The 19,526-nt window shown below is 40.1% G+C and carries 28 protein-coding genes; 24 read left to right on the top strand and 4 right to left on the bottom strand.

The window, feature by feature from the left end; all coding sequences use genetic code 11:
• Positions 1-18: 18 nt before the first annotated feature.
• Positions 19-807 (bottom strand): ABC transporter permease subunit, encoded by a 789-nt coding sequence (locus tag MKY06_RS16900; RefSeq protein ID WP_013058014.1) that lies wholly within the window; start codon positions 805-807, stop codon positions 19-21.
• Between the two features lie 467 nt (positions 808-1,274).
• Here MKY06_RS16900 and MKY06_RS16895 point away from each other — a divergent pair, with 467 nt between their 5' ends.
• Complete coding sequence (locus MKY06_RS16895; protein WP_064471882.1) at positions 1,275-2,873, top strand: FAD-dependent oxidoreductase; 1,599 nt, start codon at positions 1,275-1,277, stop codon at positions 2,871-2,873.
• Positions 2,873-3,217 carry a ferredoxin family protein gene (locus MKY06_RS16890; RefSeq protein ID WP_340960982.1) on the top strand — a complete coding sequence of 115 codons (345 nt, stop codon included), beginning with the start codon at positions 2,873-2,875 and terminating at the stop codon, positions 3,215-3,217. Before MKY06_RS16895 ends, MKY06_RS16890 begins: the two co-directional genes overlap by 1 nt.
• A gap of 34 nt (positions 3,218-3,251) precedes the next feature.
• On the opposite strand, the gene MKY06_RS16885 is transcribed toward MKY06_RS16890, so the two are convergent.
• Positions 3,252-4,064 (bottom strand): alpha/beta fold hydrolase, encoded by an 813-nt coding sequence (locus MKY06_RS16885; RefSeq protein WP_340961759.1) that lies wholly within the window; start codon positions 4,062-4,064, stop codon positions 3,252-3,254.
• Between the two features lie 78 nt (positions 4,065-4,142).
• On the bottom strand, positions 4,143-4,622 hold the full coding sequence (locus tag MKY06_RS16880) for a DUF3887 domain-containing protein (RefSeq protein ID WP_340960980.1): 480 nt from the start codon (positions 4,620-4,622) through the stop codon (positions 4,143-4,145).
• Positions 4,623-4,785: 163 nt separating this feature from the next.
• Between MKY06_RS16880 and ggt the strand changes: the two genes are divergently transcribed.
• The 3 genes from ggt to MKY06_RS16865 all read left to right on the top strand — a co-directional run bounded on the left by ggt (position 4,786) and on the right by MKY06_RS16865 (position 7,844).
• Positions 4,786-6,396 (top strand): gamma-glutamyltransferase, encoded by a 1,611-nt coding sequence (ggt, locus tag MKY06_RS16875; protein WP_064471880.1) that lies wholly within the window; start codon positions 4,786-4,788, stop codon positions 6,394-6,396.
• A 297-nt stretch (positions 6,397-6,693) separates the two neighbouring features.
• Positions 6,694-7,194 (top strand): CBO0543 family protein, encoded by a 501-nt coding sequence (locus MKY06_RS16870; protein WP_029323011.1) that lies wholly within the window; start codon positions 6,694-6,696, stop codon positions 7,192-7,194.
• Between the two features lie 131 nt (positions 7,195-7,325).
• A complete protein-coding gene (locus MKY06_RS16865) occupies positions 7,326-7,844 on the top strand; it encodes a hypothetical protein (protein ID WP_223268998.1) in 519 nt (172 codons plus the stop codon).
• A gap of 28 nt (positions 7,845-7,872) precedes the next feature.
• Here MKY06_RS16865 and MKY06_RS16860 read toward each other — a convergent pair whose 3' ends face one another.
• Positions 7,873-8,010, bottom strand: coding sequence for a hypothetical protein (locus tag MKY06_RS16860; RefSeq protein ID WP_225518879.1), 138 nt, complete (start codon positions 8,008-8,010; stop codon positions 7,873-7,875).
• A gap of 623 nt (positions 8,011-8,633) precedes the next feature.
• Here MKY06_RS16860 and MKY06_RS16855 point away from each other — a divergent pair.
• The 19 genes from MKY06_RS16855 (at position 8,634) to gvpU (ending at position 19,520) form a co-directional block, all read left to right on the top strand.
• On the top strand, positions 8,634-8,834 hold the full coding sequence (locus tag MKY06_RS16855) for a hypothetical protein (protein WP_013058005.1): 201 nt from the start codon (positions 8,634-8,636) through the stop codon (positions 8,832-8,834).
• Positions 8,835-8,921: 87 nt separating this feature from the next.
• Positions 8,922-9,260, top strand: coding sequence for a zinc ribbon domain-containing protein YjdM (locus MKY06_RS16850; RefSeq protein WP_013058004.1), 339 nt, complete (start codon positions 8,922-8,924; stop codon positions 9,258-9,260).
• A 198-nt stretch (positions 9,261-9,458) separates the two neighbouring features.
• Positions 9,459-10,703 carry a glutamate-aspartate/proton symporter GltP gene (gene gltP / locus MKY06_RS16845; RefSeq protein WP_013058003.1) on the top strand — a complete coding sequence of 415 codons (1,245 nt, stop codon included), beginning with the start codon at positions 9,459-9,461 and terminating at the stop codon, positions 10,701-10,703.
• Positions 10,704-10,950: 247 nt separating this feature from the next.
• Complete coding sequence (locus MKY06_RS16840; RefSeq protein WP_013058002.1) at positions 10,951-11,430, top strand: hypothetical protein; 480 nt, start codon at positions 10,951-10,953, stop codon at positions 11,428-11,430.
• A 181-nt stretch (positions 11,431-11,611) separates the two neighbouring features.
• Positions 11,612-12,097 carry a general stress protein gene (locus tag MKY06_RS16835; RefSeq protein ID WP_098277684.1) on the top strand — a complete coding sequence of 162 codons (486 nt, stop codon included), beginning with the start codon at positions 11,612-11,614 and terminating at the stop codon, positions 12,095-12,097.
• Positions 12,098-12,540: 443 nt separating this feature from the next.
• Positions 12,541-12,801, top strand: a complete 261-nt coding sequence (gene gvpA, locus MKY06_RS16830) for a gas vesicle structural protein GvpA (protein ID WP_013058000.1) — start codon at positions 12,541-12,543, stop codon at positions 12,799-12,801.
• Between the two features lie 60 nt (positions 12,802-12,861).
• Positions 12,862-13,347 carry a GvpT/GvpP family gas vesicle accessory protein gene (gene gvpT / locus MKY06_RS16825; RefSeq protein ID WP_013057999.1) on the top strand — a complete coding sequence of 162 codons (486 nt, stop codon included), beginning with the start codon at positions 12,862-12,864 and terminating at the stop codon, positions 13,345-13,347.
• Between the two features lie 25 nt (positions 13,348-13,372).
• Positions 13,373-13,846: a gas vesicle protein GvpQ gene (gene gvpQ / locus MKY06_RS16820; RefSeq protein ID WP_098196729.1), complete on the top strand. Its 474-nt coding sequence runs from the start codon at positions 13,373-13,375 to the stop codon at positions 13,844-13,846.
• A 19-nt stretch (positions 13,847-13,865) separates the two neighbouring features.
• Positions 13,866-14,132, top strand: a complete 267-nt coding sequence (gvpJ, locus tag MKY06_RS16815) for a gas vesicle structural protein GvpA (protein ID WP_013057997.1) — start codon at positions 13,866-13,868, stop codon at positions 14,130-14,132.
• Positions 14,133-14,207: 75 nt separating this feature from the next.
• Positions 14,208-14,474, top strand: a complete 267-nt coding sequence (gene gvpO, locus MKY06_RS16810) for a gas vesicle protein GvpO (RefSeq protein ID WP_098277683.1) — start codon at positions 14,208-14,210, stop codon at positions 14,472-14,474.
• A gap of 28 nt (positions 14,475-14,502) precedes the next feature.
• Positions 14,503-15,429, top strand: a complete 927-nt coding sequence (gene gvpN / locus MKY06_RS16805; protein ID WP_013057995.1) for a gas vesicle protein GvpN — start codon at positions 14,503-14,505, stop codon at positions 15,427-15,429.
• A gap of 14 nt (positions 15,430-15,443) precedes the next feature.
• Complete coding sequence (locus MKY06_RS16800) at positions 15,444-16,211, top strand: GvpL/GvpF family gas vesicle protein (RefSeq protein ID WP_098476100.1); 768 nt, start codon at positions 15,444-15,446, stop codon at positions 16,209-16,211.
• 1 nt (position 16,212) lies between these two features.
• Positions 16,213-16,479 (top strand): gas vesicle protein GvpG, encoded by a 267-nt coding sequence (locus MKY06_RS16795; RefSeq protein ID WP_013057993.1) that lies wholly within the window; start codon positions 16,213-16,215, stop codon positions 16,477-16,479.
• Positions 16,480-17,289 carry a GvpL/GvpF family gas vesicle protein gene (locus tag MKY06_RS16790; RefSeq protein ID WP_013057992.1) on the top strand — a complete coding sequence of 270 codons (810 nt, stop codon included), beginning with the start codon at positions 16,480-16,482 and terminating at the stop codon, positions 17,287-17,289. It abuts the gene before it with no gap.
• Positions 17,290-17,306: 17 nt separating this feature from the next.
• Positions 17,307-17,594, top strand: coding sequence for a gas vesicle protein (locus tag MKY06_RS16785; protein ID WP_013057991.1), 288 nt, complete (start codon positions 17,307-17,309; stop codon positions 17,592-17,594).
• Positions 17,548-17,832, top strand: coding sequence for a gas vesicle protein K (locus tag MKY06_RS16780; protein WP_013057990.1), 285 nt, complete (start codon positions 17,548-17,550; stop codon positions 17,830-17,832). Before MKY06_RS16785 ends, MKY06_RS16780 begins: the two co-directional genes overlap by 47 nt.
• Positions 17,833-17,853: 21 nt before the next feature.
• Positions 17,854-18,156 carry a gas vesicle protein gene (gene gvpJ / locus MKY06_RS16775; protein ID WP_013057989.1) on the top strand — a complete coding sequence of 101 codons (303 nt, stop codon included), beginning with the start codon at positions 17,854-17,856 and terminating at the stop codon, positions 18,154-18,156.
• Between the two features lie 36 nt (positions 18,157-18,192).
• Complete coding sequence (gvpT, locus tag MKY06_RS16770) at positions 18,193-19,080, top strand: YtxH domain-containing protein (protein ID WP_098314668.1); 888 nt, start codon at positions 18,193-18,195, stop codon at positions 19,078-19,080.
• 23 nt (positions 19,081-19,103) lie between these two features.
• Positions 19,104-19,520, top strand: coding sequence for a gas vesicle accessory protein GvpU (gene gvpU / locus MKY06_RS16765; RefSeq protein WP_013057987.1), 417 nt, complete (start codon positions 19,104-19,106; stop codon positions 19,518-19,520).
• Positions 19,521-19,526: the final 6 nt, after the last annotated feature.

Below are 19,526 nucleotides of genomic sequence, written 5' to 3'. Positions count from 1 at the left end.
GTTCCTCCTAAGTAAGCTCTATTTTCCTACCCATGAAAAGGCTAAGCGTTGGTAAAAGCGAATAATGCTATCAATAAGTATAGCGATTAGACCCATGATAATAATGCCCACAAAGACAATATCACTTCGCATATATTTGCTTGCATCAAGTACCATCCAGCCAATTCCTGAAGTAGCTGCAACCATTTCAGCAGCGACTAACGTTGCATAGGTGATTCCAATGGACGTGCGTAGTCCTGTCACAATATCCGGCAGAGCAGATGGAAGAATGATGTGAATAAATACATTAAACTTTGATGCACCTAATGTTAGTGCCCCGTTAATTCGGTCCTGCGGTACGCGTTGTACGCTTGCAACTGTTGCGATAAATAGTGGAGCGAAGGCACTTAAAAACAGTAGTGCTACTTTAGATCCTTCATCAATTCCTAACCATAAAACAAGAAGTGCATAGTAAGCTAACGGAGGAAGCGGACGATAAAATTCAATAATTGGATCAAAAATTGCCAGTATGTATTTAGAGTAGCCACATATAATCCCAAGCGGAATAGCTGTAAGCAAAGCAAGCAGCAAGGCTGTAAATAACCGATACAAGCTTGCAGACAAGTGAGTAACAAGAGATGTTCCTTTGTATCCTTCTACTACTAAACTAATAAATGAATGCAAAACGCTCTGAGGCGTAGGTAGAAAAATTGGATCTACCCATTTAAGTGTACTTAAAAGCGTCCAAAGCAGGAGGATCATAAGTACACTCAGAAAAGATAGTCCTTTTACTTTAAATGATTTAGTTGCCACCAACGTGTTTTTCACTTTATCCCTCCTTTTTAAGTTTTTCTAAACAAAAAAGACTCTCATCTTTTAAAAAGAATGAGAGCCTCCAGTTGACTGGTAGGTTTTTAAATCCTATATGTTTAGTGAGATTAATTTACCAAAAAATTCATAGAGTTGTCAATAAGAGATAAAAATAATCGAAATAAATTCTAAGAATAACATAATCATTGACAATCCTAGCATAAACTTTTAATATATAATTAAACAAAGTGAATTACTTGGTATTAGTGATGCTGTACGAAAAAACGCGCCTACTAGGCAACTGGAGGCCAGACCATTGTGGTGAAACAAATGGACTGGTCTCCTTTTTATATTGAATGGGTATTATGGAAGAGTTGAATTCTGGAACAGAATAGTTGGTATAGATTTAGCGATGAGGAAAATAGTCGAGTGGATAATAAGTAAGGTTTTTGAGAGCGTAAACATTTTAAGAGGGGGATCCGTATATGACTGCCGACTTTCATTTTCATACTGATGTATTAATTATTGGAGGAGGCCCTGCTGGTGCATGGGCAGCTCTGCAAGCAGTTAAAGAAGGTGCAAAAGCTGTACTTGTTGATAAAGGATATTGCGGAACGAGCGGAGCAACTGCGCCTTCTGGTACAGGAGTTTGGTATGTAAAGCCTACTTCTGATGAACAGATGAAAGCAATGAAAAGCAGGGAAGCGCTTGGGGGATATTTAGCCGAAAGAAGCTGGATGAAACGAGTGCTTGATTGTACGTTTGAACAAGTAAATGAATTAGCTCATTTTGGCTATCCGTTTCCAGTAGACGAAAAAGGGATTTCTCAGAGAACGACGCTTCAAGGGCCTGAATATATGAGGTTAATGCGGCGGCAGCTTCAAAAAGCAGGGGTTCAGATTTTGGACCATAGCCCGGCACTGGAGCTTCTTGCAGATGAACACGGTGTGGCAGGCGCTTGCGGAATCAATAATCAAACGCAAGAAACTTGGAGAGTGGAGGCTGCTGCGGTTGTGATTGCAACGGGAGGGTGTGCATTTCTAAGCGGAGCACTCGGTACAAATGTTTTAACAGGAGACGGTTACTTATTAGCTACAGAAGCAGGTGCGGCGCTTTCCGGCATGGAGTTTTCAAATGCTTATTCGATTTCGCCAGCTTTTTCTCCAATCACAAAATCTGCATTTTATAAATGGGCTACATTTTATTATGAAGACGGTACAGTGATTGAAGGAGCCGGTTCTCATAAAGGACGTTCCATCATTGCCAGAACGTTAATGACCCAGCCCGTTTATGCAAGGCTGGACAAAGCGGATGAACGTATTCAAAAAGCCATGCGCTTATCACAGCCAAATTTCTTTTTATCATTTGATCGTCTTCATATAAATCCTTTTACTCAAATGTTTCCAATCACCTTGCGCTTTGAAGGAACCGTTAGAGGAACAGGAGGTATTCACATTGCAGATGAAACGTGCAGAACCGACATTCCAGGTTTATATGCAGCCGGAGATGCGGCAACGCGCGAATTAATTTGCGGAGGATTTACCGGAGGAGGCAGCCATAATGCAGCGTGGGCTATCTCTTCAGGCTGCTGGTCAGGAAAAGCAGCGGCAGCATTTGCTGTTAAGCAAGGGCGAAATGCCGCAAATCGACATGCCAAAGGCTTATCAGAAGCGTCAGGAGTCACAAAGTCAGTAGCTTCTTCTGATGCAGCTGATACGAAAGAAATGATAGCATCGGTTCAACGCGAAGTCTTTCCGTATGATCGAAACTGGTTCCGTTCAGAAGTAAGACTGCAAGATTCACTTATGAGGTTAAATGCAGTGTGGAATGAGTTGAAAAACGGAGTTTATGATAAAGAAAGAAACATCGTGAGAAGTCGAGAGCTTGCGGCCATGACGGCAACGGCGCGATGGATGTATACAAGTGCATTAGAAAGAAAAGAAACGAGAGGAATGCACCGGCGTGACGATTTTCCGTTTATGGATTCGAAGCAACACTACCGTATTCTAAGCGGAGGCGTACAGGAAGTCTGGGCGAGACCCTTAGGTACAAAATCTTCTAATCACGTAAAGGGGGTTATTTAATGATCGAGCTTCTTAGTGAAGACCGATGTATTAACTGCAATCTTTGTGTATCCGTTTGTCCAACAAATGTCTTTGACCGCTCTCGAATGGGAGGTGCTCCTTCCATAGCTCGTCAATCCGATTGTCAAACTTGCTTTATGTGTGAACTGTACTGTCCGGTAGATGCTTTATATGTGACGCCTTTAGCTGAACAAACTGTAGAAGTAAACGAACAGCATGTAATAAACCAGCATGTAATAAACCAGCATCTGCTTGGAAGTTACCGGGAAGCTGTAGGCTGGGGAAAAGGAAGAAAATCCACCGCTTCTTCCGATCAGTCACATATCATCTTAAATAAGAAATAAAGAAAAAAGAGCGGGCAAAGCGGCTCTTTTTTCTTTACTTTTGCGTTTCACGAACCCATTTGACAATATCATTAATGACATACGAAGGAATGTTGGCTGAAACAGCATATTCATCGGGCGTGCTTTTTTCACCAGTTCCTTCTGTGAAAAAGTGGTTGAGCATTGGATAAAGCTTAAAAGAAGTGTTAGAACGCTGAGATAAGCTTTGTTTCCAGCCTTCAAAATCTTCCGTCGTTACTTGATAATCACGCGCTCCTTGTAAAAAAAGCAGAGGCGTATCCTGAGATTTTGCGACTTCTGCAGGTTGCCAGTGAGCTAAGTCATACCAAAAATAAGGCGTGCCAAGCAGGAATTCTTTTGGCGGCTGAGCTGGTGAAAAGCTTGGATCTTGTAAAATGGCAAACTGCTGTTGGAAAAAAGCAAGCTGCTCTTTCGGAAGCTGATTCAGCGATACAAGATAGGCAAATTGTTCAAGCATTAACTCTGGAAGTGTGCGGCTCGGTGCAGCAAGTAAAATAGAGCCGCGCACGCTTTTATCTGGCGTGTGATTTAAAATCCTGGGCATCATCATGCCGCCTTGACTGTGTCCTAGTATAAAAATATTGCGGCTGTCGATGCCTTTTTGTTTCGCCATTGCTTTGACTGCGAGTACGGCGTCATCCGTTGTTTCATTGTCGACGTTTATTTTACTTTCACCGGACATTTTAGCTGCATGTTCGTATGTACGCTTGTTGTAGCGTAAAACGGCGATTCCTTGAGAAGCGAGTCCTGAAGCAAGATCTCGAAACGGCTTTAAGCTCATAAACGTTTCATCTTGATCAGAAGGACCTGATCCATGAACTAAAATGACAACGGGTACATTTTGATGCTTTGAGCGTGTTGGAAGAGTGAGCGTTGCTGGAAGTTCGTAAGGTGCTTTGCCGATTTAATTCTTAGGGATGTCATAAGGCGGTGTAGAAAACGAAAACTGGCGCTCCTCCGGTACGATTCGCCAATCATCAATTTGCCGATTTTGACTAAATCGAACGGTTAAAGTAGCTGATACGTGTTCAAATTCAATTGGAATTTCTATATTTCTATGAACGGTATTGACCTCACCTTGTACAGATATACCAATCTTTTTTACAGAACCAAACTGAGCCGTTAGAGCTGACCACCATGTTTTTAGGTTGTCTTCACTCATTTTGGACTGCAGGCTGCGGGAAAAGTAGCGCTTAGCTTCTTTTGCTTTGCCGTTCGCTACATTCGTTAAAAATGCGTTTGCTCGTTTGACTTCAATTCTTGCTGAATGATGAGCCGCATTTGCCACTGCTTCAGCTTGAACAGATGAAGTGGACATAGGGAGTACTTGAAGCCCGAGTGCTAAAGAAACAGCGAGTGGAAGGGCAGCTTTTACTTTTTTCATACATCATCCTCCTTGGCGATTCTTGTACTCTATCAGTATACCAATTTTAGGTAAAAAGAGTCATGTCATTCTAAGATAAAAAAAGCCGATGCGTTATGAATATGGTAAAATAAAGAAGTTATATTATTCAGAAAATTTAAATATCTAAAAAGGAGGCGCTTTTATGAACTATGATCCGCATTATCATCCATATCCATCATCCCGAGTTCCCGTCTATGCTAAAAAAGGAATGGTAGCTACATCTCAGCCGCTTGCAGCGCAGGCAGGCCTTGATATCTTAAAAAAAGGCGGCAATGCAATTGATGCAGCAATCGCCACAGCTGCAAGCCTCACAGTGTTAGAGCCCGCGTCAAATGGAATCGGAGGAGACGCATTTGCGCTTGTTTGGACCAATGATCAGCTGTACGGACTGAATGCTAGCGGCCCTTCTCCTCAGTCTATTTCCATTGATGCGTTAAAGGAAAAAGGATACAGAGATATTCCTAAGTACGGAATGATTCCCGTTACGGTTCCCGGTGCTCCGGCTGCTTGGGCTGCTTTATCGAAGCGATTTGGCAAACTGCCTCTTTCTCAAGTACTGCAGCCTGCTATTCAGTACGCCAAAGAAGGATTTCCGCTAGCGCCTACTCTCGCGAAACAATGGAAACAAGCGTACGATACGTTCAAACGAATACATACAAGCGAAGAATTTGAGTCATGGTTTCAAACGTTTGCCCCAAATGGACGAGCACCAAAAGCAGGAGAAATGTGGTCATCCATCCACCATGCCCGTACGCTTCAGCTCATTGGCAAAACAAATGCAGAAGCGTTTTATAAAGGCGAGCTTGCGGATCGTATTGATGCATTCAGTAAAAAACACGGCGGCTTTTTATCAAAAGAAGATTTGGCTGCTTATGAGCCTGAGTGGGTGAACCCGATTTCCGCTCACTACCGTGGATATGATGTGTGGGAAATTCCTCCGAACGGTCAGGGGCTTATTGCGTTAATGGCATTAAATATCGTAAAAGGTTTTGAGCTTCAAGAAAAAGATGCTGTGAATACGTATCATAAACAAATAGAAGCGATAAAGCTTGCGTTTGCGGACGGGGAAAAATACATTACGGAAGAAGCAAAAATGAGCGTGTCTGTTAGCGAACTGCTGTCTGATACCTATGCAAGCTATCGCCGCGGCCTTATAAAAGAACATTCCCTGCAGCCTGAAGCGGGAGAACCTGTTGGAAGCGGAACAGTGTATTTAGCAACTGCTGATGAAGAAGGAAACATGGTTTCATTTATTCAAAGTAATTATATGGGCTTTGGTTCTGGAATCGTTGTGCCAGAAACGGGAATTGCCTTGCAAAACCGCGGCCACAATTTTTCAATGGATCCTGATCACGATAACTGTCTTGCTCCTAATAAAAAAACGTTTCATACCATTATTCCAGGGTTTCTCACCAAAAATAATGAGCCCGTAGGACCGTTTGGCGTGATGGGAGGCTTTATGCAGCCGCAGGGACATATGCAAGTTGTCATGAATACAATTGACTTTCATCTTCATCCTCAAGCCGCTTTAGACGCGCCAAGATGGCAGTGGAAAAAAGATAAAACGGTGCTTATTGAGCCGGCTTTTCCATCCCACGTGGCACAAGCGCTTGAACGAAAAGGACATAAAATTGAAGTAGCCGTGGATTCAATGGCATTTGGGCGCGGACAGATTATTTGGAGAGATCCTGAAAGCGGCGTGCTATGCGGAGGAAGTGAATCACGAACGGATGGATTTGTAGCTGGATGGTAACGTTTAAAAAAACACAATAGGTGGAGGAAGAAGCCCGTACTCATTAGAGTTGGGCTTCTTTCATGTCTCAACCACATGTATAAATCTCTTCCAAGAACTTAAAACTAAAACAAACATTTACGTATGTATGGATAACGTGAACTTAGGGGTTATGTACGGGAAATTTACATTAGACGCTGCTGCGTATCTTTATAAATTAACATAAGCAATAATTGAGCGTGGTGAGAACAGCCGTCTCAAGCTGCCAACTGACATGAAGGTAGGCTAACAACACTTGGTGAAAGGAGCGAAAAGGTGATGAGAAATAAAAAGTTTGAAGTGGAATTTTTACGTGTAATGCTACTTATCGCCCTGGGGATTCTCCCTTTTTTATTTAGAAAACCACCGATTAAAGACTGGCTGCTGGCCTATGTATTTAACGCCTTAACAAATGGTATTATTGATAAATTTATTGTAACTCACGGCCTTCTTCGATATCCAACTCGCTTATTGAAAAAACAGTTTAGAATTAACGTGTTGTTCGATTTTTTGCTGTATCCTATGATATCCGTCATGATTAATCAAGCTACGTATTACGATAAAGGGTTAAAAGTTTTATATAAAATTATGCTTTTTACGATCCCGATGTTTTTTATTGAATTATGGGCTGAAAAACGAACGAAGCTTATCGAATGGAAAACTGGCTGGATGTGGTACCACACCATTGCTAGCGTGACGTTAAAATCGTATCTTAATCGAATGGTGATTGGATGGATTCGAAAAGTTGAAAAGAAGCAGGAAGAAATAAAAATACAATAACAGAGGTTCTAAAAACGATGTTAGAGAGGTGAACAAAGGTGCATATTTCTATCCTTCTATGGCTGATTTTTCAAAATATCCAAAAGAAAACGTGGAAAAAAATTCACGAGCTTTATGCTGGGGGATTGTACGTGAGTTTTTTTAATATTCTTTATTACTTTCTCTGTAACGATAAATTGCTTTGGGATTTTAAATCTTCCCATCTTTCACTAAAAGGACTGCGCGTGCTGCACCTTATCTTCATTACACCTCTTATGATTTGGTCGTTTTTAGCTACGTATCCGCCCACACTCGTCAAACAGGTGAAGTATATCGCAAAATGGGTATGTACAGCTTCATTTGTAGAATGGATTGGACTCAGGTGTAAAGCCATTACCTTTAGGCACGGCTGGCATTTAGGGTGGTCAGCACTTATTTACGTAATGATGCTTATCTTCTCGAGATGGTTTCAAAAAAAGCCTTTTGCGGTCTTGCTGCTTTCGGTTTTAGCAACAGTGGTCCTCAGCGTTATCTTTAAAGTTCCAGTGAGCAAACGGATGCTAAAACATCCGCTGAAACGAATATTGACTCGGCCTTTAAAAGATCATGTGACTCAAGCTGTTGCGAATAAAGTAAAGCGAAAATGCCTGCTTCTCAAGCTGTTCTCGTAAGTTCCTGCTCTCTGTAAAGAGCAGGTTTTTAGCTTACTGGAGGAATAACGTCCGTCAGCAGCAGAATAAAAAAAATCAGGCCCACTCCGGTAAAGCTTAAAGAAGCAAGAAAATAAGCCGTCCAGCGCAAACGAAACGGATTATGTTCAATATTGGCTCCAGACATTAGCCTCATGGAATGAGTTTTATAGTGAGAATGAGCGCTGTTGCTTCCGCTGCTAAAACCAAAAAGTCAAAACTGAAAACAAAAGTCCGCTAAAAAACATAAGCTCAATAAAGCGAATAGACAAAAAAGATGAGCACGCATAGGTTAATCCATCTTCAATAAGCAGGGTAATAACAAAAACAAGCTGAGTTTTCTTCAAAAAATCTTTCCCTTTTTTCTCTTTGTCTACTTTTCATTATACAATAATTTACATGTATAAAAAGTCTCAAAAATGCTTTTATTATGATATAATGGTAATAAATGTATGGTTGAAAAAGTATTCAAAGTTCGTATGCATCACGATTATAAGCTCTTTTATAATGATGAGACTTACTATATACGCTGCGCTTAGCTTCAAGTGCGTAGAATGAAAGTGAGGAGTGTGTATGGAGTTAGGAGAGACTGTGATTGCGATACTAGCAGCGGGGGCACGTTAGAGCTTTGGTTTGCGCCTCGTAATTCTTCTTTTTTTAAAGGGTGGAAGCAAAAACTAGCCGTCATTTTACCGTTATATGCGGTTACATTCGGCATATGGTTCGTGTTTTTTTCGTAACAAAAAGTCTTACAAAAAGGAGGAATGAAAGATGGAAATCAATTCATACCTCACTCGGTTTTCATGTATGCTGATGCTCATGTTTGGAGGATTATTTATTATACGGTATGTAAAAACAGGTGACCTTTATTTAGATCAGCTTCTTGTCTTTGGAGCGGGTTTTGTTCTGTTTATCGGCTCACTTATTTGGAAAAGAAAACATCAGCAGCAAGGAAATAGAAAAGCTTGTTAATTCTATAAAACTGTGACAGTATAAAACAGATAAAAAATGTAATCTCGTGACCGTACTATTGTTTACGAGCTGGTGGAGGAAAAGAAAATGAATGTACCTAATTGTCCAAGCTGTCAATCACAGTATACATATGAAGATGGAAGCCTGTTTGTCTGCCCGGAATGTGCGCATGAATGGGGACAAGATGAAAAAACAGAAAGCACGGAAGAGCAGCTTACTGTAAAAGATGCAAACGGTAATCTTTTAAAAGACGGAGATTCAGTTACCGTCATCAAAGACTTAAAAGTAAAAGGAAGCTCATCGGTTGTAAAAATCGGAACGAAAGTAAAAAGCATTCGTTTAGTAGAAGGCGATCATAACATCGACTGCAAAATTGACGGATTTGGAGCGATGAGCTTAAAATCTCAGTTTGTGAAAAAAGCATAACGATAAAAAAGTCAGGATGAAGAAGACTTTCATCCTGACTTTTTTTATGCATTTTAACGGGTAAGGTGAAATATATAGACCATTTTGTCTATTTTAGAAGGAATTTAGCCCAATGTCCCGAACTTACATAAAGTGTATGGAATTTGGATATTAATGGAATGGTTGTCCGTTTCATGAAGTCAAAGGGGAGGGAGAAATGTGAAAAAGTTTTTAGCGTTTCAAATTTTAATTGCATTAGTAATCGGAGCTGTCATCGGGCACTTTTTTCCGGATTTCGGAATGGCTTTAAGGCCGGTAGGAGACGGGTTTATCCGCCTCATTAAAATGATTGTGGTGCCGATTGTCTTTTCAACCATCGTCATAGGTGCTGCGGGAAGCGGCAGTATGAAGCAAATGGGGAGTCTAGGATTAAAGACGATTATTTGGTTTGAAATCATTACTACCATCGTATTAGGAATTGGGCTGCTGTTAGTGAATTTGCTAAAGCCCGGAGTAGGCCTCGATCTTTCTCATCTTGTTAAAAAAGATATTGGTGAATTGTCTCAGTACACCGACAAAGTCGTAGACTTTAAACAAATGATTTTGAACATCATTCCAACAAATATCGTAGATGTGATGGCAAAAAATGATTTGCTAGCCGTGATTTTCTTTGCTATTTTATTCGGTGTTGCCGCTTCAGGAGTTGGTAAAGCATCCGAACCTGCAATGAAATTTTTTGAATCTACGGCTAAAATTATGTTTAAATTAACGCAAATTGTTATGGTCACAGCGCCTCTTGGTGTACTAGCGCTAATGGCTGCATCTGTAGGGCAATACGGCATTGCACTTCTGCTTCCAATGCTAAAGCTAATTGGAACCGTCTTTTTAGGTCTTTTTATTATTTTATTTGTTTTATTTCCGCTTGTTGGGTTTTTATTCAAATTCAACTACTTTGAAGTATTCAAAATGATTTGGGATTTGTTTCTTATCGCGTTTTCCACAACAAGTACAGAAACGGTGCTGCCACAGCTGATGGAGCGGATGGAAAGGTACGGATGTCCTAAGCGAGTCGTGTCGTTCGTTATTCCGTCGGGCCTGTCGTTAAACTGTGATGGATCTACTTTGTATTTATCCGTTTCATGCGTCTTTTTAGCACAGGCTTTTAACATCGATATGCCATTATCTCAGCAATTATTTATGATGCTTATACTGGTGATGACAAGTAAAGGAATTGCGGCTGTCCCGTCAGGTTCACTTGTCGTGCTTTTAGCAACAGCCAACGCAGTAGGTCTGCCGGCTGAAGGAGTGGCAATTATTGCAGGAGTGGACCGCATTATGGATATGGCCAGAACAGGAGTCAACGTCCCAGGCCACGCCATTGCCTGTATCGTCGTCTCGAAATGGGAAAAAGTATTCCGCACCCAAACGCCAATCCCGCCCGGATCTCACACGGAATCTCTATAAAACCAACCTCCGCTTTAGTCTATAGAGCGGGGGTTTTTTGTTAAAGTTTCAAAGGGGCAGATTAGATTTTCCATACTCATTCCTCCACAAAAAAGGGGCAGCAGCCGCTTTCGTTTAGAAAATCCCCTGTGCCGTTTTTTAATCACAGGGGATTTTCTCCATAAATGTTCACAAATTGTTCACTTACGAAGAAGGAAGATAAAAAGCTATACTAAGCCAAGTAAAAAACATGAAAAGGATGAGGAAAGTGCCAACAACTAAAAAAGAAAGTATGTATTTTGGAATGATGATGTGCGGAGGGATGGTGCTTGTGATGACGGTGTATAACATGTTAATGAATGACGTCATCGGGCATATCACGCTTGCAGAAGGTATTTTGAACTTGGTTATCACGTTTGTAGTCGCAATGGCTGTCGAAACTTTTTTCGTCGGTCCCGTAGCAAAAAAAGTAGCATTTTCACTGCCGTTTGATAAATCGAAACAGTTAAAAGTCGTGTTGATTTTGTCATCATGTATGGTGATCGGAATGGTGCTTTGCATGTCTGTATACGGGTTAATTACGATGTCACTTACAAAAGGTTTAGACGGAGAGCCGCTTCTTTCAAGCTATGCATTGATCGTTATGAAAAACTTTATCGTGGCATACCCGCTTCAGCTTCTCATCATGGGTCCTTTAGTTCGCGGACTGTTTATGAAATTTGTGAAAAAGAATCCGGCAGCTGCTTAAGCCAAAACCCTAAGAACGCCTATTTTCTTAGGGTTTTGTTATGCAAAGCTGTTTGGTAAGAAGAGAAGAAAGTCACTAAATGAAAAGTGATTTGGCGTTATTTATTTAGAAATACTTACTCTTTAAAACGTTTCAAAGTAATGCTCTCGGGTACACACAACATTAATGAGGAGGAGATAGTATGGAAGCAAAAGCAAAGAATGTTGTGGGAATATACGAAACGGAACAAGACGCAGTTCATGCCGTAGAGAGTTTAAAAAAAGAAGGGTATGCATCGGAGGAAATTTCTATCATCGGCAAACATAAAAAGACCAAAAACGTTCAGAAAGAAACGAATACAAAAGCAGAAGGAGCAGCAACTGGAGCACTTACCGGAGGTACGCTAGGGAGCTTGACCGGAATATTAGCAGGTGCCGGCGCTCTTGCCATACCGGGAATAGGTCCAATTGTGGCGGCTGGTCCGATTGTAGCTACATTAACAGGTGCGGCAGCTGGTGCGAGCGTAGGAGGTCTGTCTGGTATTTTAGTAAGTATGGGAATTCCAAAACAGCAGGCCGAACAATATAATGATTCAGTCAAAGAAGGCAGCTTGCTTGTTTTAGTAGACAAAGAAGACTCAGATCATGATGGAAACCCGAAAGCTCCTTTAACCGGAATGATTTTATAGAACGTATGATATGTAGGAGAAATCTGTCGCAGTGCGGCAGATTTTTTTATGCACTGATTTAAACACATTAACCGAACAATAATATTCCATAATAGTTAAAAATATCAAAATATGTCATGGTGTATCGAATAATAATATGCCTTAAATTATAATGTAATATTATTGTAACAATAATGTATTTATTGTTTTATTTTGGGATTGAAATCTTGATGAAAGCTTTAATAGAAGGATTTACGCGCAAATTTCATCCAATAATTAACTGTTAATTATTATACGTAGTAGAATAATTTTCTAATTTATTTTCAGAAATTACTTTTTAGCAAATTATTCATGTTTGAAAGAGGGCTAAAAAGTATATTTCAAAAGTATGTTTACTTAAAAAGTTAAGCAGGTTCATTAGTAGCATCATTCATTTAGCTAAATTTCGAAAGGAGCTGCTAAAAATGAGTATTCAAAAAAGTACAGATAGTTCTAGTTTAGCAGAAGTGATTGATCGAATTCTCGACAAAGGGATTGTCATCGATGCTTTTGCCCGAGTATCACTCGTAGGAATTGAAATTTTAACGATTGAAGCACGAGTCGTTATTGCAAGTGTCGATACGTGGCTTCGCTACGCAGAAGCCGTTGGGTTATTAACCGACAAAGTAGAGGAAGAAGGGCTGCCTGGCCGAACAGAGGAGCGAGGAGCAGGGCTTAGCTTTTAAGTCTTTTAATCGTAAGGAAATTCATTAAATAAATAATAATAAGAGAAAAGAGGATGAAACATGTCAACAACTGATAACAATGTGCAAAGTGAAAAACAAGAAAATCAGCAGCAGGAAGAAAAAACGCAAAACTCTTTAAATCTTGCTATTTTAGGAGGCGTAGTAGGAGCGGGAATTGGACTTCTTTCAAGTCCTCAAACGAGTAAAAAAGTACTCAGCCGCTTAGGACAATCAGAAATTGTACGTGCGACAGGACAAGAGTTAAGAAGAAACGCACAGGATATTCTAACGCAGCAAGCGATGGGAGCATTAAGGCAGACGGCTACAGGATATCTTGAAAAAGACAATTTAAGCAAGCTGCTGGCACCTAAAAAGAAAAAAGATGATGCATCAAATGAACAGGGCGATTCGCAGGAAGAAGTCAGCCAAAGCGCAGAAATGGAAACGTCTCAGTACGAAGAGCTAAAAGAAGAAAATAAAAATATGAATGACCAGCTGCAGCGCATTGAAGAGATGCTAAACAAACTCATGGACGCGAAGAAGTAAGATATCCGTCCTGAAGGGGAATTTCATGGATAAAAAAGATGTGGAGAAAGCAGCCTTAAAAGCAGGAAAAAAGATCATCGATCATACGCCTGAACCTGTTAAGGAAAAGGTAGAAGAAAAGGTTAAAGAAAAAGCGAAAGAAAAATTTGTCGAAAAAACTGAAGGGAAACTGCAGGAAAAAGCAAATGAAGCGTCAGAAAAACTGCAGGAAACAAAAGAAAAAAATGCCCAAAAGGTACACGGCAAAGGGGAAGACGCAAAAGAAAAGCTCCAAGACGTCTTACTATCAGTAAAAGATAAGCTTAGCGATGTGAAAGAAGCTGGAGAAAACTTTCAAGAAAAAGTTTCTTCTTCAGACGATAAAGAGAAGTCAAAAAATAAGCGGAAAATAAAAGGCGTAAATCAGATTAAAAAAGCAACGGATATTAAAAGCTCTACTAAGATTAAAAGTTCTAATGATATTAAATCATCTACAGATTTAAAAACAATGGGATCATAAGCGAAAGGAGAAATGAGATATGTCTATTCAAAAAAGTACTAATAGTTCAAGTTTAGCAGAAGTCATTGACCGTATTTTAGATAAAGGAATTGTTATTGATGCTTTTGCAAGAGTTTCTGTTGTAGGAATTGAAATTTTAACGATTGAAGCGCGAGTGGTTATTGCCAGTGTTGATACATGGTTACGCTATGCAGAAGCAGTAGGGCTTCTTCGTGACGACGTAGAAGAAAACGGTCTTCCTGAACGTTCAAATTCAAGTGAAGGGCAGCCGCGTTTTAGTATTTAATATGAAGTGGTATGGAACCTTCCTTTTTTGAGGGTGGTTCCAGCTTTTAGATCTAACTATTGGAGGCTACTAAAAATGGAAATTAAAAAAATTATGCAAGCCGTGAACGACTTTTTCGGTGAACACGTAGCTCCTCCTCATAAAATTACCTCGGTGGAAGCTACTGAAGATGAAGGTTGGAGAGTTATTGTTGAAGTCATTGAAGAGCGAGAATATATGAAAAAATACGCCAAAGATGAAATGCTCGGAACGTACGAGTGCTTTGTAAATAAAGAAAAAGAAGTCATTTCATTCAAACGACTCGACGTCAGATATAGAAGCGCCATTGGCATTGAAGCATAAACGATAAGATGGCAGGAGGAACGTAAAAATGACCGTCTTAACAGACAAAAGGAAAAAAGGCAGTGGAGCTTTTATACAAGATGACGAGACAAAAGAGGTTCTTTCAAGAGCGCTGAGCTATTTAAAATCCGGCTATTCCATTCATTTTACAGGTCCTGCCGGCGGAGGCAAAACCTCTTTAGCGCGAGCGCTTGCTAAAAAGAGAAAGCGTCCTGTAATGCTGATGCACGGGAATCACGAGCTCAACAACAAAGATTTAATTGGCGATTTTACGGGATACACGAGCAAAAAAGTAATCGACCAGTACGTTCGTTCTGTCTATAAAAAAGATGAACAAGTGAGTGAAAACTGGCAGGATGGCCGATTGCTTGAAGCTGTAAAAAATGGCTATACGCTGATTTACGACGAATTTACTCGTTCTAAGCCTGCGACGAATAATATCTTTCTATCGATATTAGAAGAAGGCGTGCTGCCGCTGTATGGAGTAAAAATGACCGATCCTTTTGTGCGCGTGCATCCCGATTTCCGCGTCATCTTCACAAGCAATCCAGCTGAGTATGCCGGCGTATATGATACGCAAGATGCGCTTCTCGACAGGTTAATTACCATGTTTATTGATTATAAAGACATCGACAGAGAGACAGCGATTTTAACGGAGAAAACGGACGTAGAAGAAGATGAAGCGCGCACAATTGTAACGCTCGTAGCAAACGTGCGAAACCGCTCTGGAGACGAAAACAGCAGCGGACTTAGCCTGCGGGCTTCGCTTATGATCGCTACCCTTGCCACGCAGCAAGACATTCCTATCGATGGAAGTGACGAAGATTTTCAAACGTTATGTATCGATATTTTGCATCATCCGCTTACCAAATGTTTGGATGAAGAAAATGCAAAAAGCAAAGCCGAAAAAATCATTTTAGAAGAATGTAAGAATATAGACACTGAAGAAAAGTAAAGGAGCTTGAAAACATGAGTGAAACAAACGAAACAGGTATTTATATTTTTAGCGCCATTCAAACGGATAAAGACGAAGAATTTGGTGCCGTGGAAGTAGAAGGAACAAAAGCTGAAACATTCTTGATTCGCTACAAAGACGCGGCTATGATAGCAGCTGAAGTACCGATGAAAATTTATCATCCTAATCGCCAAAATTTATTAATGCATCAAAACGCAGTAGCAGCGATTATGGACAAGAACGATACGGTTATTCCAATCAGCTTTGGGAATGTATTCAAATCAAAAGAAGACGTAAAAGTTCTTTTGGAAAACCTTTATCCGCAGTTTGAAAAGCTGTTTCCAGCGATCAAAGGAAAAATTGAAGTCGGTTTAAAAGTAATTGGTAAAAAAGAATGGCTTGAGAAAAAAGTAAACGAAAATCCTGAACTTGAGAAAGTATCAGCATCCGTAAAAGGAAAATCAGAAGCAGCCGGTTATTATGAGCGTATTCAACTTGGAGGAATGGCTCAAAAGATGTTTACTTCCCTGCAAAAAGAAGTCAAGACAGATGTGTTTTCTCCGCTTGAAGAAGCAGCGGAAGCAGCAAAAGCAAATGAGCCAACGGGCGAAACGATGCTTTTAAACGCGTCTTTCTTAATTAACCGAGAAGATGAAGCGAAGTTTGATGAAAAAGTAAATGAAGCGCATGAAAACTGGAAAGACAAAGCCGATTTTCATTACAGCGGTCCTTGGCCTGCTTATAATTTTGTGAACATTCGCCTAAAAGTAGAAGAGAAATAACGTGCTTCACAAATTAGTAACCGCACCCATTAACCTTGTAGTGAAAATCGGCGAAAAAGTACAGGAAGAAGCTGATAAACAGCTATATGACCTTCCGACGATTCAGCAAAAACTCATTCAGCTTCAAATGATGTTTGAGCTTGGTGAAATTCCGGAAGAAGCGTTTCAAGAAAAAGAAGATGAATTGTTAATGAGGTACGAAATTGCGAAACGCAGAGAAATTGAACAATGGGAAGAGCTAACACAAAAAAGAAATGAGGAATCCTAGATGGGAGAATTACTGTATTTATACGGTTTAATTCCAACAAAAGAAGCAGCAGCCATAGAGCCGTTTCCATCTTATAAGGGGTTTGACGGAGAACATTCACTGTACCCAATTGCGTTTGATCAGGTGACGGCTGTAGTTTCTAAGCTGGATGCTGACACCTATTCAGAAAAAGTGATTCAAGAAAAAATGGAGCAGGATATGAGCTGGCTGCAGGAAAAAGCATTTCATCATCACGAGACGGTAGCCGCTTTGTACGAAGAATTTACGATCATTCCATTAAAATTTTGTACCATTTATAAAGGTGAAGAAAGTCTGCAGGCAGCTATTGAGATTAACAAAGAAAAGATAGAGAATTCACTGACGTTGCTTCAAGGAAATGAAGAGTGGAACGTGAAAATTTACTGTGATGATACGGAGCTTAAAAAAGGGATCAGCGAAACGAATGAAAGCGTGAAAGCGAAAAAACAAGAAATTAGTCACTTATCACCAGGAAGACAGTTTTTTGAAAAGAAAAAAATAGATCAACTGATTGAAAAAGAATTAGAACTTCACAAAAACAAAGTGTGTGAAGAGATACATGACAAGCTAAAAGAATTATCGCTTTATGACTCTGTTAAAAAGAATTGGAGCAAAGACGTAACTGGCGCAGCTGAACAGATGGCGTGGAACAGCGTGTTTCTTCTCCCGTCTCTGCAGATTACTAAGTTCATAAACGAAATAGAAGAGCTTCAGCAAAGGCTTGAAAATAAAGGCTGGAAGTTTGAAGTGACGGGACCATGGCCGCCCTATCATTTCTCGAGCTTTGCGTAAAGTGAGGAATTAACATTATGTCTCTTAAACAATCCATGGAGAATAAAGATATTGCTCTTATTGATATTTTAGATGTCATTTTAGATAAAGGAGTCGCCATTAAAGGAGACTTAATCATTTCCATAGCTGGCGTCGATTTAGTGTATTTGGATTTGCGGGTGCTTATTTCTTCGGTTGAAACGCTTGTGCAAGCAAAAGAAGGAAATCGCAAACCAATCACTTCTGAACAATTTGATAAACAAAAGGAGGAATTAATGGATGCAACCGGTCAGCCAAGCAAATGGACGAATCCACTTGGATCCTGATCAAGCTGAACAAGGCTTAGCGCAGCTTGTGATGACAGTTATTGAGCTATTGAGGCAAATCGTTGAACGTCATGCCATGAGGCGGGTGGAGGGTGGAACGTTGACGGACGAACAAATTGAAAACTTAGGAATTGCACTAATGAACTTAGAAGAAAAAATGGACGAGTTGAAAGAGGTGTTCGGTCTGGATGCAGAAGATTTAAATATTGATCTTGGACCGCTAGGCAGCCTGCTTTAAGCGGTCAGTAGGAGGAACAGTATGGCAGTCGAACATAATATGCAGTCAAGTACGATTGTAGATGTGCTCGAAAAGATTTTGGATAAAGGAGTCGTTATAGCGGGGGACATCACCGTAGGAATTGCAGATGTCGAGCTATTAACGATAAAGATCCGCTTGATTGTGGCTTCGGTTGATAAGGCAAAAGAAATCGGCATGGACTGGTGGGAAAATGATCCGTATCTCAGTTCAAAAGGAGCCAATAACAAAGCGCTCGAAGAAGAAAATAAAATGCTGCATGAGCGGTTAAAAACGCTTGAAGAAAAAATAGAAACGAAACGTTAAAAACTGTACGCTACTTAAAAAATGGAGGGATTTACAATGGCAACTGAAACAAAATTAGATAACACACAGGCAGAAAACAAGGAAAATAAAAATGCGGAAAACGGTTCAAAAGAAAAGAACGGTTCAAAAGCAAGCAAAACAACAAGCAGCGGGCCAATCAAACGAGCGGTAGCAGGAGGCATCATCGGTGCAACGATTGGATATGTATCGACTCCTGAAAATCGAAAAAGTCTCCTTGACCGCATTGATACAGACGAATTAAAAAGCAAAGCATCTGATTTAGGAACAAAGGTAAAAGAAAAATCAAAAAGCAGCGTGGCCAGCCTGAAAACATCTGCGGGAAGCTTGTTTAAAAAAGATAAAGATAAATCAAAAGATGATGAAGAAAACGTAAATTCTTCTAGTAGCGAAACAGAAGACGATAACGTTCAAGAGTACGACGAGTTAAAAGAAGAAAATCAAACTCTTCAAGATCGCTTATCACAGCTTGAAGAAAAAATGAACATGCTTGTTGAGCTTAGCCTCAATAAAAATCAAGACGAAGAAGCGGAAGATACAGATTCCGACGAAGAAGAGAACGATGAGAACGATGAAAACAATGAAAACGAGCAGGACGATGAAAACGAAGAAGAAACATCTAAGCCACGTAAAAAGGATAAAAAAGAAGCTGAGCAAGAAGAGGAAGAAGAAAGTGAAAGTGACGAAGACAGCGAGGAAGAAGAGGAAGATTCTCGCTCAAACAAAAAAAATAAAAAAGTAAAAACAGAAGAAGAAGACGAAGATGAAAGCGAAGAAGAAAAAAAGGAAGCGAAACCAAAAAAGTCAACAGCTAAAAAATCAAAAAATACAAAAGCAAAGAAAAACACGGACGAAGAAGATGATGAAGCAACATCTCTTTCTAGTGAAGACGATACAACAGCCTAAGACGTAAAGGAGGAAAGAAAGACATGAGTACAGGCCCTTCTTTTTCAACTAAAGACAATACGCTTGAATACTTTGTGAAAGCTTCTAATAAACACGGCTTTTCACTTGATATTTCATTAAATGTAAACGGCGCTGTGATTTCCGGTACCATGATTTCAGCAAAAGAATACTTTGATTACTTAAGCGAAACGTTTGAAGAAGGCAGTGAAGTGGCTCAGGCGCTAAGCGAACAATTCTCTTTAGCAAGCGAAGCGAGCGAATCAAACGGAGAAGCAGAAGCCCATTTTATTCATTTGAAAAATACAAAGATTTACTGTGGAGACAGTAAATCTACTCCTTCTAAAGGCAAGATCTTTTGGAGAGGGAAAATAGCAGAAGTAGACGGGTTTTTCTTAGGAAAGATTTCTGATGCAAAATCAACGAGTAAAAAGAGTTCATAAAAAACG

It is taken from the genome of Priestia sp. FSL P4-0332 (genome assembly GCF_038005845.1).
Lineage (GTDB): Bacteria > Bacillota > Bacilli > Bacillales > Bacillaceae_H > Priestia.
Note: the sequence above shows the minus strand (reverse complement) of the source record. Positions and strands in the feature narration are given on the sequence as shown.

Coding starts and splice junctions, on each gene's coding strand:
- MKY06_RS16835 (WP_098277684.1), top strand. CDS start 11,612: ATGGAAGCAAAAGCAAAGAATGTTGTGGGAATATACGAAACGGAACAA.
- gvpJ (WP_013057989.1), top strand. CDS start 17,854: ATGGCAGTCGAACATAATATGCAGTCAAGTACGATTGTAGATGTGCTC.
- MKY06_RS16785 (WP_013057991.1), top strand. CDS start 17,307: ATGTCTCTTAAACAATCCATGGAGAATAAAGATATTGCTCTTATTGAT.
- gvpN (WP_013057995.1), top strand. CDS start 14,503: ATGACCGTCTTAACAGACAAAAGGAAAAAAGGCAGTGGAGCTTTTATA.
- MKY06_RS16895 (WP_064471882.1), top strand. CDS start 1,275: ATGACTGCCGACTTTCATTTTCATACTGATGTATTAATTATTGGAGGA.
- MKY06_RS16850 (WP_013058004.1), top strand. CDS start 8,922: ATGAATGTACCTAATTGTCCAAGCTGTCAATCACAGTATACATATGAA.
- gvpO (WP_098277683.1), top strand. CDS start 14,208: ATGGAAATTAAAAAAATTATGCAAGCCGTGAACGACTTTTTCGGTGAA.
- gvpQ (WP_098196729.1), top strand. CDS start 13,373: ATGGATAAAAAAGATGTGGAGAAAGCAGCCTTAAAAGCAGGAAAAAAG.
- ggt (WP_064471880.1), top strand. CDS start 4,786: ATGAACTATGATCCGCATTATCATCCATATCCATCATCCCGAGTTCCC.
- MKY06_RS16890 (WP_340960982.1), top strand. CDS start 2,873: ATGATCGAGCTTCTTAGTGAAGACCGATGTATTAACTGCAATCTTTGT.
- gvpU (WP_013057987.1), top strand. CDS start 19,104: ATGAGTACAGGCCCTTCTTTTTCAACTAAAGACAATACGCTTGAATAC.
- MKY06_RS16870 (WP_029323011.1), top strand. CDS start 6,694: ATGAGAAATAAAAAGTTTGAAGTGGAATTTTTACGTGTAATGCTACTT.
- MKY06_RS16855 (WP_013058005.1), top strand. CDS start 8,634: ATGGAAATCAATTCATACCTCACTCGGTTTTCATGTATGCTGATGCTC.
- MKY06_RS16880 (WP_340960980.1), bottom strand. CDS start 4,622: ATGAAAAAAGTAAAAGCTGCCCTTCCACTCGCTGTTTCTTTAGCACTC.
- gvpT (WP_098314668.1), top strand. CDS start 18,193: ATGGCAACTGAAACAAAATTAGATAACACACAGGCAGAAAACAAGGAA.
- MKY06_RS16800 (WP_098476100.1), top strand. CDS start 15,444: ATGAGTGAAACAAACGAAACAGGTATTTATATTTTTAGCGCCATTCAA.
- MKY06_RS16780 (WP_013057990.1), top strand. CDS start 17,548: ATGCAACCGGTCAGCCAAGCAAATGGACGAATCCACTTGGATCCTGAT.
- gvpA (WP_013058000.1), top strand. CDS start 12,541: ATGAGTATTCAAAAAAGTACAGATAGTTCTAGTTTAGCAGAAGTGATT.
- MKY06_RS16790 (WP_013057992.1), top strand. CDS start 16,480: ATGGGAGAATTACTGTATTTATACGGTTTAATTCCAACAAAAGAAGCA.
- MKY06_RS16860 (WP_225518879.1), bottom strand. CDS start 8,010: ATGTCTGGAGCCAATATTGAACATAATCCGTTTCGTTTGCGCTGGACG.
- gvpT (WP_013057999.1), top strand. CDS start 12,862: ATGTCAACAACTGATAACAATGTGCAAAGTGAAAAACAAGAAAATCAG.
- gvpJ (WP_013057997.1), top strand. CDS start 13,866: ATGTCTATTCAAAAAAGTACTAATAGTTCAAGTTTAGCAGAAGTCATT.